This is a genomic window from Enterobacter sichuanensis, assembly GCF_002939185.1.
GTDB lineage: Bacteria > Pseudomonadota > Gammaproteobacteria > Enterobacterales > Enterobacteriaceae > Enterobacter > Enterobacter sichuanensis.
On record NZ_POVL01000001.1, the window covers coordinates 18,451 to 32,470 of the forward strand.

A 14,020-nucleotide genomic window follows, 5' to 3' on the forward strand; every position below is an offset into this window, starting at 1 on the left:
ATTACAAAACAAAGATCCTGTGGATCGTAGAAGATTTGGGAGGGGGGTCACGATAAAGGTAGAGTGGTGCTTTGTAGGCCCGGTAAGCGTAGCGCCACCGGGCTTGAAGACGGGTGCGGTCTGGTGCCCTCACCCCGGCCCTCTCCCACAGGGAGAGGGAGAAAACCGTGCTACTTTTTCCGCGAGAGCTTGAACGCGATAAACAGGAATACGACCCACACCGGCAGCAGCAGCGCGGACAGGCGCATCGCATCCATGGTGCACATCAGCACCAGAATCAGCCCGAGGAAGGCGATACAGAGGTAGTTGCCCGCCGGGTAGAGCAGAGCCTTAAACTGCGTCTCACGCCCCTTGCGGCGCATGGCGGCGCGAAAGCGCAGGTGCGCCAGGCAGATCATGATCCAGTTCAGTAGCAGCGTGGCGACAACCAGCGCCATCAGCAAACCAAAGGCAGATTTCGGCAGCAGGTAGTTAATCAGCACCACTAGCGAGGTAATGGCCCCTGAGAGCAGCAGAGAGTTGACCGGCACGCCACGGCGGCTGACGCGGGTGAGGAACTTCGGCGCATTGCCCTGCACGGAGAGACCAAACAGCATACGGCTGTTGGAGTAAACGCCACTGTTATACACCGACAGCGAGGCCACCAGGATAACGAAATTCAGCGCCGAGGCTACCACGTTGCTGTTCAGATCGTGGAATATCATCACAAACGGGCTGCTGTCAGATTTCACTTCCACCCAGGGATAAAGCGCCAGCAGCACGACCAGCGAACCGATGTAAAACAGCAGAATACGGTACACCACCTGGTTGACCGCTTTCGGAATGCTTTTATGCGGATCGCGCGCTTCAGCGGCAGTGATCCCAATCAGCTCCAACCCGCCGAACGAGAACATAATGACCGCCAGGGAGAGGATCAGCCCCTTCCAGCCCGTGGCCAGGAAGCCGCCGTGCTGCCAGAGGTTGTCGATGGTTGCTCGCTCGCCGCCGTGACCGGAGAACAGCAGCCACAGGCCAAAGCCGATCATCCCGATAATCGCCAGCACCTTAATCAGCGCGAACCAGAATTCGGTTTCACCATACAGGCGTACGTTTACGAGGTTGACGGCGTTGATGATAATAAAGAAGGCAGCGGCCCAGACCCACGTCGGGACATCGGGCAGCCAGTACTGCATATAGATGCCTGCGGCGGTCAGTTCGGCCATTCCCACCAGCACAAACATCACCCAGTAGTTCCATCCGGAGAGGAAGCCTGCGAACGGGCCCCAGTATTTATACGCAAAGTGTGCGAAGGAGCCTGAAACCGGCTCTTCAACGACCATCTCGCCAAGCTGGCGCATGATCAGGAAGGCGATAATGCCGGCAATGCCGTAACCGAGCAGCACCGCCGGACCGGCCATCTGAATGGCAGGGCCGATGCCGAGAAACAGCCCGGTACCGATTGCGCCGCCAAGGGCAATTAACTGAATATGTCGATTTTGCAAACCACGTTGCAGCGTCGGATTCTGTTCCGACGAAGCTTCAGCGCTACCGTTGCCTGAAGCGGATGACGCGTCTTTCACGTCCTACCCCTGTCTCTTTTTTAGAAGGGGCACGTTTTAACACTTCATGCTGGCGGTAGCAAGTTTAACGCCGGGGCACGTTATGCACCCGGCGATGAAAGGTTATGAGCCGATGATCCCGCCATCCGCTTTGGTGATCACCACCGTTGAGGAACGCGGGCGTCCGCTCGGGTTTGCATCTGGCCAGTTTGAGACGGCACGCGGATTGGCCGGGTCGGTAATATCATCCCCGCCCTCCCCCGGATGTTGAATATTAATGAACAGCGTCCGGTTGTCCGGCGTAAACGCAATCCCGGTGATTTCGCACCCGCGCGGTCCGGTCAGGAAACGGCGGTACTCATTGGTGCCCGGAATGGTGGCTACCATCTGGTTATTGCCCATCCCCTCGTAGGCTTTCTTGTTAATGGTGCTTGAAGAGACGTCGGTCTGGATCCACAGTACCCCCTGGTGATCGAACGACAGGCCATCGGGGCTGCCGAAGGCCGCCCCCTGCATCGAACCTTTGGCCTTCGGATCGTCACTGTCGGTACGCCCGGCCATCACCAGAATATCCCACTTAAAGCGTGTGGCGGCAGGATCGGCCCCCTCTTCGTGCCAGTGCATAATATGACCAAACACGTTATTAGCGCGCGGGTTAGCGGCATCAACCGGCGCCTTACCCTCTTTCCCGCGATCGCTGTTGTTGGTGAGTGTACAGTAGACGCTGCCGCTGGCGTGCGGGTCGACCGCTATCCACTCAGGGCGATCCATTTTCGTTGCCCCCACCACGTCAGCCGCGAGGCGGGTTTTAATCAGCAGATCGCCCTGGTTTTCAAAACCGTGGTCTTGATCCAGACCATTTTGCCCGAAGATCAGCGGCAGCCAGTCGCCGCTGCCCTCCTCGTTGAAGCGGGCAACGTACAGCGTACCGGACGTCAGCAGCTGCATATTGGCTTCACGGTTTGCAGGATCGTATTTTTTGTCCGAGACAAATTTATAGATGTACTCAAACTTCTGGTCATCTCCCATATAGACCACCACGCGGTTATCGGCGGCGAGCGTGACGGCGGCGCCTTCATGCTTGAAGCGGCCCAGGGCGGTGTGTTTACGCGGCGTGGAGGCCGGGTCGTAAGGATCAATCTCCACGACCCAGCCGAAGCGGTTGGGTTCATTGGGGGTTTTATCGACGTTAAACCGCTCATCCACTTCGTTCCAGCGGTAGGAGTCATCGCTGTCGCTGATGCCGTAGCGTTTTTCCAGCGGGTTGAGATCGGCTTTTTTAACAAAAATATCCGACCAGTTCTCCTCGCAGGTGAGATAGGTGCCCCACGGCGTATGTCCGTTGGCGCAGTTTTGCATGGTGCCCAGCACGCGCTCCCCTTGCGGATCGGCGGCGGTTTTCATTAAGTCCTGATGCCGTGCCGGACCGGTAAGCGCCATCGGGGTATTAACGGTAATACGGCGGGCATAAGAAGACGGGCGAACGACCTGCCAGTCGCTGCCCGTTTTTTTGACTTCCACCACCGACACGCCCATCGCGTTCTGCCCCTTACGGGCTTTATCGAGACTCCAGTTCGCCGTGCCGTCGGTAAACAACATCCCGTTGTCGATGTATTCATGGTTCAGCGCCAACAGGCCATGCGCCGGGTTTTGCTCCCCTTGCGGCAGACTAAACCACGCCATACCGTCGTGGTGCATGCCCGCCTGCACGGCCTGTTCGTCCGTGGTATTGCTGGCGTCCGGCTTAAACGCCGGCATGTTATCTTTGATACCCGTCGGGTCGCCCCAGCGATAAAACGGTTGGGCAATATAGCCTTCCGGCACCCTGACCGTATCCTCCGTAGAGACGTCGATGCTGGTAAAGCCCAGGGAAACCGCTTTTGCCAGCGCGGAAGGCTTCGCTACTGCGGCAATGGCGTTTTCGGGTTTGATCAGAAAGGGGAATGAAACGGCAGCGCCCGCCACGGCACCCATCTGTAAAAAACGGCGGCGGGAGAGAAACACCTGTGCAACCTCGGAGAATACCGGGTTAGCGCTGCGGTTATTGATTTCGTCGCGATGTTCTTTTTTAAATACGGATTTCAGAGGTCTGCCCATAGCGGCTTCCTGTCATTGGCCAAGAGATAAGGAGTTGGCGACCAGTCTAAGAAGCTTTTATTACAATTTTATAACACGATGAGGGCGGTGTGGGGCGTCCCTGCCCCGGATAACGAGGGTGGAACGCTTAGAACGTGTAGCCAACCGAGACTTTAAAGGTGCGCGGCTCGCCCTGCGTAATATAGGTACCGGAATCGTCCACGCTGGCCCAGTAGTTTTCATTGGTCACGTTGTCGATGCCTGCACGTACCGTCATCTGGTTTTCGTTGTGATTTACCGCGAAGCGATAGCGCATCCCCAGATCCAGCGTGGTGTAACTGTCGAGCTTTTTGCTGTTCGCGAGGTCGGCATACTGCGTGCCGGAGTGGTTTACGCGGGCGGTGGCAGTCAGCCCCTCGATCGGCTTGATGTCATATTCCGCGCCCAGCACGGCGTAAAAGTTCGGGACACCAATGGCATCGTTACCCTGGTTGAGACCATTGTTGGTTTTGGTCAGCTCCGCCTGCAGCCAGGTGGCGCTGGCGTTGAGGCGCATCCCCAGCATCGGCTCGCCGAAGACATTCAGCTCCACGCCGCGGTTGCGCTGCTCGGCGTCCAGGCCGTAATGCTTCGTCTGGCTGTCGAGAATAGCGGAAGGCATTTTGATTTCGAACAGCGCCAGAGACCCGCCCACGCGACCGAAATCGGCCTTCACGCCCACTTCGTTCTGTTTAGAGTGAACAATACCGGTGCTCTGCCCGTAGTTAATGGCGGTGTCAGGGGCGTTTTTACCCGGCTGCAGCGCTTCGGTATGGTTAGCATAAAGAGAGATCTGCTCCCACGGCTTGTAGACCACGCCGTAGGTTGGCATCCAGCGGCTGCCGTCGAAGCCATCGGCATCGTTTTCCGCGCCGGTCACTTTGTTATACCCGCGAATGACCACTTTCTGATGACGTGCCCCGGCGGTAAACAGCAGCCTGTCGTCCAGCACGCCCAGGGTATCGCTCAGCAGCCAGCCCTGCGTGCGGGTGCGCCCGCTGGTCAGCGGATCGCTGTATTTGCCGCCCAGGCCGTTGAAGTTTGAGCTGTCCGGCATATCAACCCCGGTGTTGTGGTAGATATTGGTGGTCGGGTTGTCTGCCGCCGCGGACATTTTCCACGCGATTTTTTCGTTTTTGGTCATCGCGGAGTAACCCACGTTCACCTTGTGCGACACGAAGCCGGTCGTAAAGTGACCGCGGATCCCCGCCATCCCACTGACGGAATCGCTGATGCGATTGGTATCAAGGCGGCTGACCGTGGCCTTTCCGCTTTTGTCCAGCAGCTTCGGTGCGCTGTAGGTCCCTTCTTCATGAGCGTGCTGCGCGCCGAGTCCGGTATACGCCGTCCAACTGTCGGTGATGTCGTATTCGCTGCGCCACATCCCGAATTCGTTCTCGATGTTGCTGTAGGCCCACTTCTGGGAAATGTTGCGATCGTTTTTCGGTGGCTCCGGCACAAAATCCACCGCCGAAATATTGACGCTGGTCGGGCTGCCGTGGAAGGTTTTCTTCTGGTAGCCGAGATCCAGCGAGGTGCGGAAGTTGTCACCTTTGTAATCCAGACCGGTGGAGAGCAGCGTGGTGCGGCGGCGGTCATTCGGTACGCCGGTTTCCCCTTCACGATGGATCAGATTCACCCGCGCGCCAAACTGGTCGTTGTCGCCGTAGCGACGGCCCGCATCCAGCGTGGTGCCAACCTGGGAATCCGAGGTGTAGTCAACGCCGACTTTCGCCTGCGGGAGTTCGCCCGCGTGTTTTGGCTCAAGGTTGATCATCCCGCCCACGCCGGAGCTTGCCGCGCCGTTCATCAGGGCGTTTGCCCCTTTGAAGATCTCAATCCGCTCGACCATCTGCGCATCCACCACCTGACGCGGCAGAACGCCGGACAGCCCGCCAAAGGTCATATCATCGCCGTCAAACTTCAGGCCGCGGATGCGGTAAGTTTCCGCGCTGTTGCCATACCCCTGAACGTATTGCACGCCAGCGTCATTGGCGACCACATCGGCAATGGTTTTCGCCTGCTGATCGTCCACCAGCTTTGCGGTGTAGCTGATGATATTAAAGGGTACGTCCATGGCATTCTGCTCGCCGAGCATCCCCATACGCCCGCCGTTCGCCACTTGTCCGTCGAGGAAGGCCGGCACAAGCTGGTCGCCGCCGGGGGTAAAGTCGCTGGCTGGTGCCGACTGCACAACGAGAGTCTCTTCTTTTTGATTATCCGCCGCGTAAGCGGAATGTGTCGCCGCACCGACGGCGAGTGCCAGCAGCGTTTTGTGTAATCTGGTGTTGTTCATCGTTAACCCATTTGAAAGTGCGCGCAAAAATGACCCGTGAGCGGGCCTTAGAATCTATTGGTTGCAATGCAAATGAGAACTATACGCATTATCTATGCGTTAGCAAGTGTAACCGCGTTCATACGGGAGGCGTGGTCAGCGATGAGGGGAATAGCCACCCCGTTTCGGGGTGGCTGCAGTGACATTACTTTTTCTTGTAAATATTGGCCGTACCGTGAATTTTATTGTTGGTGTTCCCGGAGGTGAGCACCAGGACATCAGCGCCTTGCTTATCGGCTTTCTCGATCAGTTCTTTTTTAGCATCATCGATAGAGACTTCACCTGAGGTGTTTACCGTACCGATTTTCTGATATTGAGACTCAACTTTCTTAAACTCCTCCTTCGTCAGAAGCTCAGCAGCGAAGGCATGAGTTGTAAAGAAAAACGCAGTTCCCAACAAAACAGCAATTGTCTTTTTCATAACCTTTTTTCCTTGAGATTAATCAGCAACAACGAAAAGCCCCACTCATTATGGTGAGGTTTTATGAGCATGGTAGATAAACTCAGGTAATGCCATAGGTCATGGAAAATTCTTTTATAACAACCCGTTGCATGAAATTACTAACGAATATTAAGAATATTCAAATACCCGCGCAGTGCCAGCAATATCAATGCGTACCGCGGTGCCAGGGTTCCATCCTGGCTGGCTTACGGTTTTCAGAACCACGGGTTGTTGCTCCCCGGCTAACGCAAGGGTGAGCGTCGACAACTGGCCGGTAAAGTCCACATCAAGAATCGAGATCGGGCTTTCATGCGCGACACATGCCGTCACGCGCAGCTGCTCAGGACGCAACATCACGCGGCCCTGCCCTGTTGCTTGTGTGTTGTCCGTCGGCACCTCACCCAGCGCGCACACGGCATAACCGGCAGCAAGCTGAGCAGGCAGGATCACGGCATCGCCAAGAAACAGCGCCGTCTCTTCGTCAACGGGACGGGTGTAGACCTCATAAGGGGTCCCCACCTGCGTGAAACGCCCGGCGCGCATTACGGCCACCTGTGTGGCAAAGGAGAGCGCTTCGTTCTGATCGTGGGTGACCAGAATCGAAGCCACGCCTGCTTCCGCCAGCAGATCGGCCGTGGCTTTACGCGTCGTGGCGCGCAGGCCGGTATCCAGCGCTGAGAACGGCTCGTCCAGCAACATCAGTGAAGGACGCTGGGCCAGCGCACGCGCCAGCGCCACGCGCTGCTGCTGTCCGCCGGAAATCTCATGCGGCCAGTGCGTCGCAAGCTGCCTGTCCAGAGAGACCATCTCCATCAGCGCCTCAATGCGCTGGCGTTTCTCGTAGCGGGTGCCTTCCAGCCCCCAGGCGATGTTATCTGCCACGTTAAGGTGCGGGAACAGCGCCCCTTCCTGAGGAACAAAACCGATCCGGCGCAGGTGGGCGGGCACAAAACGGTTTTCATCGAACAGCGTTTTTCCCTGCATGACAATGCGCCCGGTATCTGGCGTTTCAAACCCGGCAAGGATCCGCAGCAGCGTGGTTTTACCCGACCCGGATGGCCCGACGATCGCCGTCCTGCTTCCCGGCGCAACGCTCAGGTTCAGGCTGTCGAGCACCTGCGCATCAGCGAACGATTTAGAAATGGCGGTTAATTCAAGCATGTCATAGCCCTGCAATTTTTTTCGACTGCATATAGAGAATGGCGGTCAGCGGGAGGGAAATCAGGATCATCAGCATCGCGTAAGGCGCGGCTGCAACATAGTCAATTTCGCTGGTCAGCGCCCAGAATCCGGTGGAGAGCGTGCGCGTGCCCAGTGGAGAGAGCAACAGGGTGGCGGTCAATTCATTGCTGACGCCGAGGAACACCAGCGCGGCACCCGCCGCCGCACCCGGCGCGGCCAGCCGCATCGTGACACTCCAGAGCGCCTTCGCGGGCGTGCTGCCAAGACTGCGCGCCACGTTCTCCAGCTCAACCGGTGCCTGGGCAATCCCCGCCCGCAGGTTAATGAGCGCCCGTGGCATAAACATCAGCAGGTAGGCAAGGAAGAGGGTAACTTCCGTCTGGTAAATGGGACGGGCGTAATGAATGGTGACGGTGACCAGCGCAAGCGCCGTGACAATCCCCGGCAGCGAGCTGGTGATATAGATACACCCTTCCAGCATCCGGAAGATGCGGCGCGGATAGCGGATCCCGAGCCACGCAATGGGGATCACGCACGCCGTGGTCAGCAGGGCTCCGCCCACGCCGAGCATCAGCGTCTGGCGCAGCGAGTGCCAGAGATCTGCGCTCAGCCAGTTTTGAACGCCGCCGAGCCAAATCCAGCGACACAGAACAATTAACGGTACACCCAGCGCCAGCACGATCAACATGATGAAAAACAGCTGACCCAGCGCGGCGGCTGCAGGCTTCAGCGGCCAGCGCTTCTGTTCACGGGCGGCCCCGGCACCGATGCGCGCGTAACGTGCTTTTCCGCGCGTCACGCCTTCCAGCACTAAAATAGCCAGGCAGCACAGGGCCAGCACGCCCGCCAGCATGTTAGCGGCCGGGCCACTGAAGGTAGACTGAAACTGGTCATAAATGGCCGTCGTGAAGGTGTCGAAGCGAATCATCACGTACAGGCCATATTCCGCCAGCAGATGCAGCGCCACCAGCAGCGCACCGCCGCAGATAGCGAGTTTGAGCTGCGGTAGCACCACGCGGAAAAAGACCCGCCAGGGCGGGGTACCGAGTGACGCAGCCACGTCTTCGAGTGTCGGGTCCAGGCGACGCAGCACCGCCGCAACCGGCATATAGATAAACGGATAGTAGGCAAGGACAGAGAGGAACACGCCCGCAGAGAGCCCGTGCATGGACGGGACAACGCTCACCCAGGCATAGCTTTGCACAAACGCGGGGATGGCCAGCGGGGCGACCGCCAGTGCGGACCAAATCCCCCGCCCGGCAAGCTGCGTGCGCTCGGTGAGCCAGGCGATGGCCACGCCCGTCACGATGCAAAGTGGAACCGCAAGGGCCGTCAGCCACAGCGTGTTGCTGAGCAGCTCAGCCACACGCGGGCGGAAGACCAGCGCCTTTATGGTTTCCCAGCCCGTCTCAATGCCAATGGCAATGATAAAGCCCAAAGGCAGAAGCGCCATTAATGAAAACAACACAGCTAACGCAACCATCGGCAGTGCAGGACGCCTGCGGGCAGGCTCCTGCACTCTGTTTTTTCCGATGTCGAGACTCAAACCAGACATAACACCTTCACTTCACTTTCAGTGATCACAGCAGGCCGGCTTGCGTCATCAGCTCGATAACTTTTTTACTGTTGAGCGTTGAAGGTTCTACTTTCGGGGCATCAAGATCTTTCAGCGGAACCAGTTTCGGGTTTGAGGCCGCGTTCACGCCCACGGCGTATTCAAAGGCATTATTGGTACGCAGACTTTCCTGCCCTTCTTTACCGGTAATGTATTTAATGAAGGCCTGCGCCTGCGCTTTATGTTTGCTGGACGCCAGCACACCACCGCCAGAGAGGCTAACAAACGCGCCCGGATCCTGGTGTTTGAAGTAATAGAGTTGGGTGTTTTTGCTGTTTTCGCCCGTTTTGGACTGATCGACAAAGCGGTAGTAGTGATAGATCACGCCGCCATCGATCTGGCCGGCATTGACCGCTTTCATCACAGTGCTGTTGCCTTTATAGGCCACGAAATTGGTTTTCATCGCCTTGAGCCATTCCAGCGTGGCCTGCTCGCCTTTCAGCGCCAGCATTGCGCTCACGATGGCCTGGAAATCCGCACCTGATGGTGATGCCGCCCAGCGGCCTTTCCACTCGGGTTTCGCCAGGTCCATCAGCGACTTAGGCAGCTGCTGTTCGCTCAGTTTTGCCGGGTTATAGACAAAAACCGTGCTGCGGGCCGCGATGCCGATCCAGCGACCGTGCGCCGGACGATATTCTGCCGGCACCTGCTTCAGGGTCTCTGCGTCCAGCGGCGCAAACAGGTTGGCATTATCCACCAGCACCATTGACGGAGAGTTCTCGGTCAGGAATACGTCCGCCGGGGATGCGCTGCCCTCCTGAACCAGCTGGTTACCCAACTCGCTGTCATCGCCGTTACGCAAAGTCACTTTGATGCCGGTTTCTTTGGTAAAACCGTCAACCCACGACTTCACCAGGTTTTCATGCTGCGCGTTGTAGACAACGATACCTTCGCTGTTATCGGCAGCAACCGATTGTGTGGAAAGGAAAAGTGAGGAAGACAACAAGGCAAGCGAGAAGCAGGACAGCAGGCGAGAATTCATGAACATATCCTTAATAGACCAACGGGAGTAACCACTCATAGCTTTGTGGGAAAGGATTAAAGCATACAACAACGCTAATGATAATTAGTATCAATCAAGTTTAAGCGTAAAAGTGTAAAATTTCATTTTCGCTGGGTTTGAAGTGATAAAAATCCAGATTTAAAAATCGGATTAATGAAAGATTAAGAAAACATTAAGCCAAAGCCTAATAAAAGATAATTAGCACTCTATTTATTAAGTGGTTATTTAAAAGAAAACGAACGCTTCGCGGGTTTCACTCCCGCCAATACGCATCGTGACGCAGTCTGTGCTAAACCGCTCAAGCTCTTCACGGTAAATAGGGTCTGCAGAACCTGATGGTGTGCACGATGAATACCTCCCTCCTCGAAAAGAACAATGCCGTAAAGAAATTCCCGCATTTGCGCAACGCACTAATACTTTTTATCATTGAGGCATAAAATAGTCGGAGCATTAGTATTAGTGAAGGATTACAGGTAGTTATGTCTCCGGTTCAGATGGCTGCCGTGTTATCAGATAACACAGTAACTGAAGCGGAGACACTGCAGAATCGTTTGTTGGGTTAAGTGAAGCAGACATCAGAACAAGATTAGCCAACAGACCCACACTTTCTGGAAATAGTACTTTTTATAACAAACACATAGCTGAGGATGTCATTTCCCGCGCGCTAAAATTTAATGCGTCTTACATAAGGAACTGGGCCAAAACGGCGAGATCTGGTTCAAAATTGAACATCGATTTTTTTGCAGGCAAGGAAATTGGCTTTGGCATTGAGTATGCTACTGGCCCTATAATCAAATCGCATAAATTGCGTGTTGTACTTGAACTTCAGTTTTATAACAACAAACCGTACTATGTACTGACTGCTTTCCCGGTGCTGAGATAAATCATGATTAATAAATTTCTGGATCATCTAATGGCTGCGTACTTTAACCAGGATTATGATTTGTTTGGCGAGACCATCGAAGAGGTGATGGAAGAATATTTGAAGTGCGAAGGACCAGAACATGCAAAGGGTCTGATTGAGGATTGCAATAATTTTATCAACAGAAATGAAGATGTGGAGCTTGAGTTTCTCAATTTGTATAGGTTCGATTTTGACCCATCTTTATGGGGTATAACTGCAAAGCAGTTCCTCACGATGATATCCGCGCAGGCTTGCCGTTATCTTGATGCAGAAAAGTAAGGGCCTTGTCAGGCCCTTTCTATGTGAATTATTCATTTCAGGTTTAATATGCCGGATAACTAAACAATCGAAGCCTTTATCAAACGAATTAATGTTTTTGCTCTGGAGCAATTAATAATTCTCTAAGGTTTTTGATATATTCAACATACTGGGGGTGAGGTTCACAATCCCCATACATCGCAAAAATGTATGATGCATTATCATTAAGCCATTGTTCAGTGTCATCATGAAAACGTTGAACATAAGTCTCATTTGGAACAATTATGCTCATGCTATTCATTACTTCAAGAGTAGTATCAGGCAACCGCCACCTATTTATTATTGCGATATTTAATGCACAGATTAACCACTCTCCCGCCAGCGAAGCGGGAGAATTTAATGCGGGGCGTTATTTATCGATTAAATTAAAATCACTCTGGTTATATCTTTGTCCCTGGATATTCTCAGGCGTAAAGATATGATCAACGATCTTAATATCAGAATCGGAAAGGTTAAGGCTGACCGCACCTGCATTATCCTGTAAATGCGCTATTTTTCGGGCCCCCGGAATGGGAACAATATCCTCTCCTTTGCACATCACCCATGCCAGTGCCAGTTGTGCAAGAGAACAATGGTATTTATCCGCTATATCCTGCAGCTGATCGAGCAGCAGTTGGTTTTTCCGCATCGCTGCTTTCTGGAAGCGAGGCAGGTTGCGCCGAAAATCATCCTCGCCAAAGCCTGAATTGTCTGTAATTTTTCCGGTTAAAAAACCGCGCCCCAACGGGCTATAGGGTACAAACCCAACGCCTAACTCGCGGCAAGCGTTGAGAATGCCTTTCTCCGGCTCGCGAGTCCAGAGCGAATACTCAGTCTGGACGGCGGTAATGGGATAAATTTTGCAGGCCCGGCGTAACGTGTCGGCTGATACTTCTGAAAGTCCGATATGGCGAATTTTCCCTTCCTTGATTAAATCAGCCATTGTTCCCACGACGTCTTCAACAGGGACTGCCGGGTCGACGCGGTGCTGATAAAGCAGATCGATAGTATCAATATTGAGACGTTTAAGTGAGCCTTCCACCGCTTCGCGAATATGTTCAGGCCGGCTGTCAACGCCTGCCATACGCTCAAGCCCCTGCCCGGAGGCAAGGATGCGAAAACCAAATTTAGTCGCAATCTGTACCTTATCGCGAATGCCTTTAATCGCTTTTCCAACCAGGATTTCATTATCATAAGGGCCGTAGACTTCTGCGGAATCAAGGAAGGTGACGCCCAAATCCACCGCAGCACGAATGGTATTGATCGCCTCGGATTCTTCGGCGCCACCATAGGCAAAACTCATCCCCATACAACCCAATCCCAGTGCTGACACCTGAAATTTTTCTTTTCCCAGATAACGTGTTTTCATCTTATATTCCTCTTTTGATAAATCGCAGGAAATATATACTTCCATTATTCGCGCATAACAATTAGTATATTTTTAATGCAGTATTCCATGGAAATTAACAATGAAAAACGCGCCAGAATTGCAACATATAGAAATATTACTTCTTATTGTAAAACATGGGAGTTTTCGTAAAGCCGCAAAAGAATTAAATGTTTCAGCGCCGACATTAACGGTTACCATAAATAATCTTGAAGAAAAACTTGGGGTTAGACTTTTAAATCGTTCCACCCGGAGCTTGTCTTTGACCGCTGTCGGTAAAGCGTTTCTTGATGACGTGACGCCAGTCCTGAATGACTACAGGCGCGTCATTGATAATCTTAACGACCATAAGGAACAACCAGAGGGCGTCATCAGAATCAACTTACCCCGGATCGTGCTTGATCTCTTTTTTCAAAGCCATTTCGTTAAGTTTAAAAATGATTACCCGGGTATTAACCTGGCGTTATTCACCACAGACAAAAAAATAAACATTATCGATGCGGGTTTCGATGTCGGTATACGTTATACACAAGATGTTCCTAAGGATATGGTTGCGATTCCATTTGGAGGCAAGATGACTCTTATTCCTGTTGCCAGCCCTGAATTTTTGGAAAAAGCAGGACAGCCTGGCTCCCCAAAAGATCTGGTAAAATTCAGGTGTATAAATCGCTGCTTTCCTGATGGTCAGCTATACCGCTGGGAGTTTATCGATCCACAAGGGGAAAAAATGGAGGTATCTGTTAATGGCGATTTGGTTGTAGATTCAGACGCGGCAATGATTCAGGCTGCTGAAGTTGGGTTAGGGATTGCGTTTGTTTATGAGGGGCTGGTTAAGGATAAAATTAGCGACAACAAGCTTGTCCGTTTGCTAGCGGATTATACCTATCCCGCTGATAATTTTTGTATTTACTACCCGAGCCGAAAACATCTGCCAGCACCGCTGAGAACCTTCATAGCGTGGGTAATCTCGATGAATAAAAACGTGCGGAGATGAAATGGCACGCCCTGTAGGATTCGAACCTACGACCTACGGCTTAGAAGGCCGTTGCTCTATCCAACTGAGCTAAGGGCGCACTGAGAAGAGTGAACTTCGCGGCGGTGAAACGCGAAGAATTATACGGTCAATGGCAGGTGAGTCAATGCCTTTTCCGTTTTCTCCCCTGATTAGGGCTAGCTGATTGTAAATATGACTGTTTTTTCTC

Annotated in this window: 12 protein-coding genes and 1 tRNA gene; 3 read left to right on the top strand and 10 right to left on the bottom strand. The window is 53.5% G+C overall.

All coding sequences use genetic code 11. The features are described 5' to 3' along the window. Nucleotides 1–170 precede the first annotated feature (170 nt). The 7 genes from pheP to C5687_RS00125 all read right to left on the bottom strand — a co-directional run bounded on the left by pheP (nt 171) and on the right by C5687_RS00125 (nt 10,209). Nucleotides 171–1,559, bottom strand: a complete 1,389-nt coding sequence (pheP, locus tag C5687_RS00095; RefSeq protein ID WP_025759524.1) for a phenylalanine transporter — start codon at nt 1,557–1,559, stop codon at nt 171–173. Nucleotides 1,560–1,661: 102 nt separating this feature from the next. After that, nucleotides 1,662–3,635 (bottom strand): PhoX family protein, encoded by a 1,974-nt coding sequence (locus tag C5687_RS00100; RefSeq protein ID WP_104556194.1) that lies wholly within the window; start codon nt 3,633–3,635, stop codon nt 1,662–1,664. 127 nt (nt 3,636–3,762) lie between these two features. Further along, complete coding sequence (locus C5687_RS00105) at nt 3,763–5,949, bottom strand: TonB-dependent receptor (protein WP_104556195.1); 2,187 nt, start codon at nt 5,947–5,949, stop codon at nt 3,763–3,765. A 184-nt stretch (nt 5,950–6,133) separates the two neighbouring features. Further along, nucleotides 6,134–6,409, bottom strand: a complete 276-nt coding sequence (gene yahO, locus C5687_RS00110; protein WP_025759522.1) for a DUF1471 family periplasmic protein YahO — start codon at nt 6,407–6,409, stop codon at nt 6,134–6,136. Nucleotides 6,410–6,559: 150 nt separating this feature from the next. After that, nucleotides 6,560–7,591, bottom strand: a complete 1,032-nt coding sequence (locus tag C5687_RS00115; protein ID WP_104556196.1) for an ABC transporter ATP-binding protein — start codon at nt 7,589–7,591, stop codon at nt 6,560–6,562. Between the two features lies 1 nt (nt 7,592). Further along, the gene (locus tag C5687_RS00120) at nt 7,593–9,167 is read right to left on the bottom strand and encodes an ABC transporter permease (RefSeq protein WP_162299933.1); all 1,575 of its coding nucleotides are present in this window, start codon (nt 9,165–9,167) and stop codon (nt 7,593–7,595) included. 25 nt (nt 9,168–9,192) lie between these two features. Next, nucleotides 9,193–10,209 (bottom strand): iron ABC transporter substrate-binding protein, encoded by a 1,017-nt coding sequence (locus C5687_RS00125; protein WP_104556198.1) that lies wholly within the window; start codon nt 10,207–10,209, stop codon nt 9,193–9,195. 595 nt (nt 10,210–10,804) lie between these two features. On the opposite strand from C5687_RS00125, the gene C5687_RS00130 reads away from it, so the two are divergent. Continuing rightward, the gene (locus C5687_RS00130; protein WP_238380441.1) at nt 10,805–11,113 is read left to right on the top strand and encodes an RNase A-like domain-containing protein; all 309 of its coding nucleotides are present in this window, start codon (nt 10,805–10,807) and stop codon (nt 11,111–11,113) included. A 3-nt stretch (nt 11,114–11,116) separates the two neighbouring features. Then, complete coding sequence (locus tag C5687_RS00135; RefSeq protein ID WP_045286112.1) at nt 11,117–11,413, top strand: contact-dependent growth inhibition system immunity protein; 297 nt, start codon at nt 11,117–11,119, stop codon at nt 11,411–11,413. Nucleotides 11,414–11,501: 88 nt separating this feature from the next. Here C5687_RS00135 and C5687_RS24540 read toward each other — a convergent pair whose 3' ends face one another. After that, nucleotides 11,502–11,684: a hypothetical protein gene (locus C5687_RS24540; RefSeq protein ID WP_142977830.1), complete on the bottom strand. Its 183-nt coding sequence runs from the start codon at nt 11,682–11,684 to the stop codon at nt 11,502–11,504. Between the two features lie 117 nt (nt 11,685–11,801). Continuing rightward, nucleotides 11,802–12,800, bottom strand: a complete 999-nt coding sequence (locus C5687_RS00140; RefSeq protein WP_104556199.1) for an aldo/keto reductase — start codon at nt 12,798–12,800, stop codon at nt 11,802–11,804. Between the two features lie 100 nt (nt 12,801–12,900). Between C5687_RS00140 and C5687_RS00145 the strand changes: the two genes are divergently transcribed. Beyond that, on the top strand, nt 12,901–13,812 hold the full coding sequence (locus C5687_RS00145; RefSeq protein WP_045286113.1) for a LysR family transcriptional regulator: 912 nt from the start codon (nt 12,901–12,903) through the stop codon (nt 13,810–13,812). 2 nt (nt 13,813–13,814) lie between these two features. Here C5687_RS00145 and C5687_RS00150 read toward each other — a convergent pair. Continuing rightward, nucleotides 13,815–13,891, bottom strand: a tRNA-Arg gene (locus C5687_RS00150). Between the last annotated feature and the right edge of the window lie 129 nt (nt 13,892–14,020).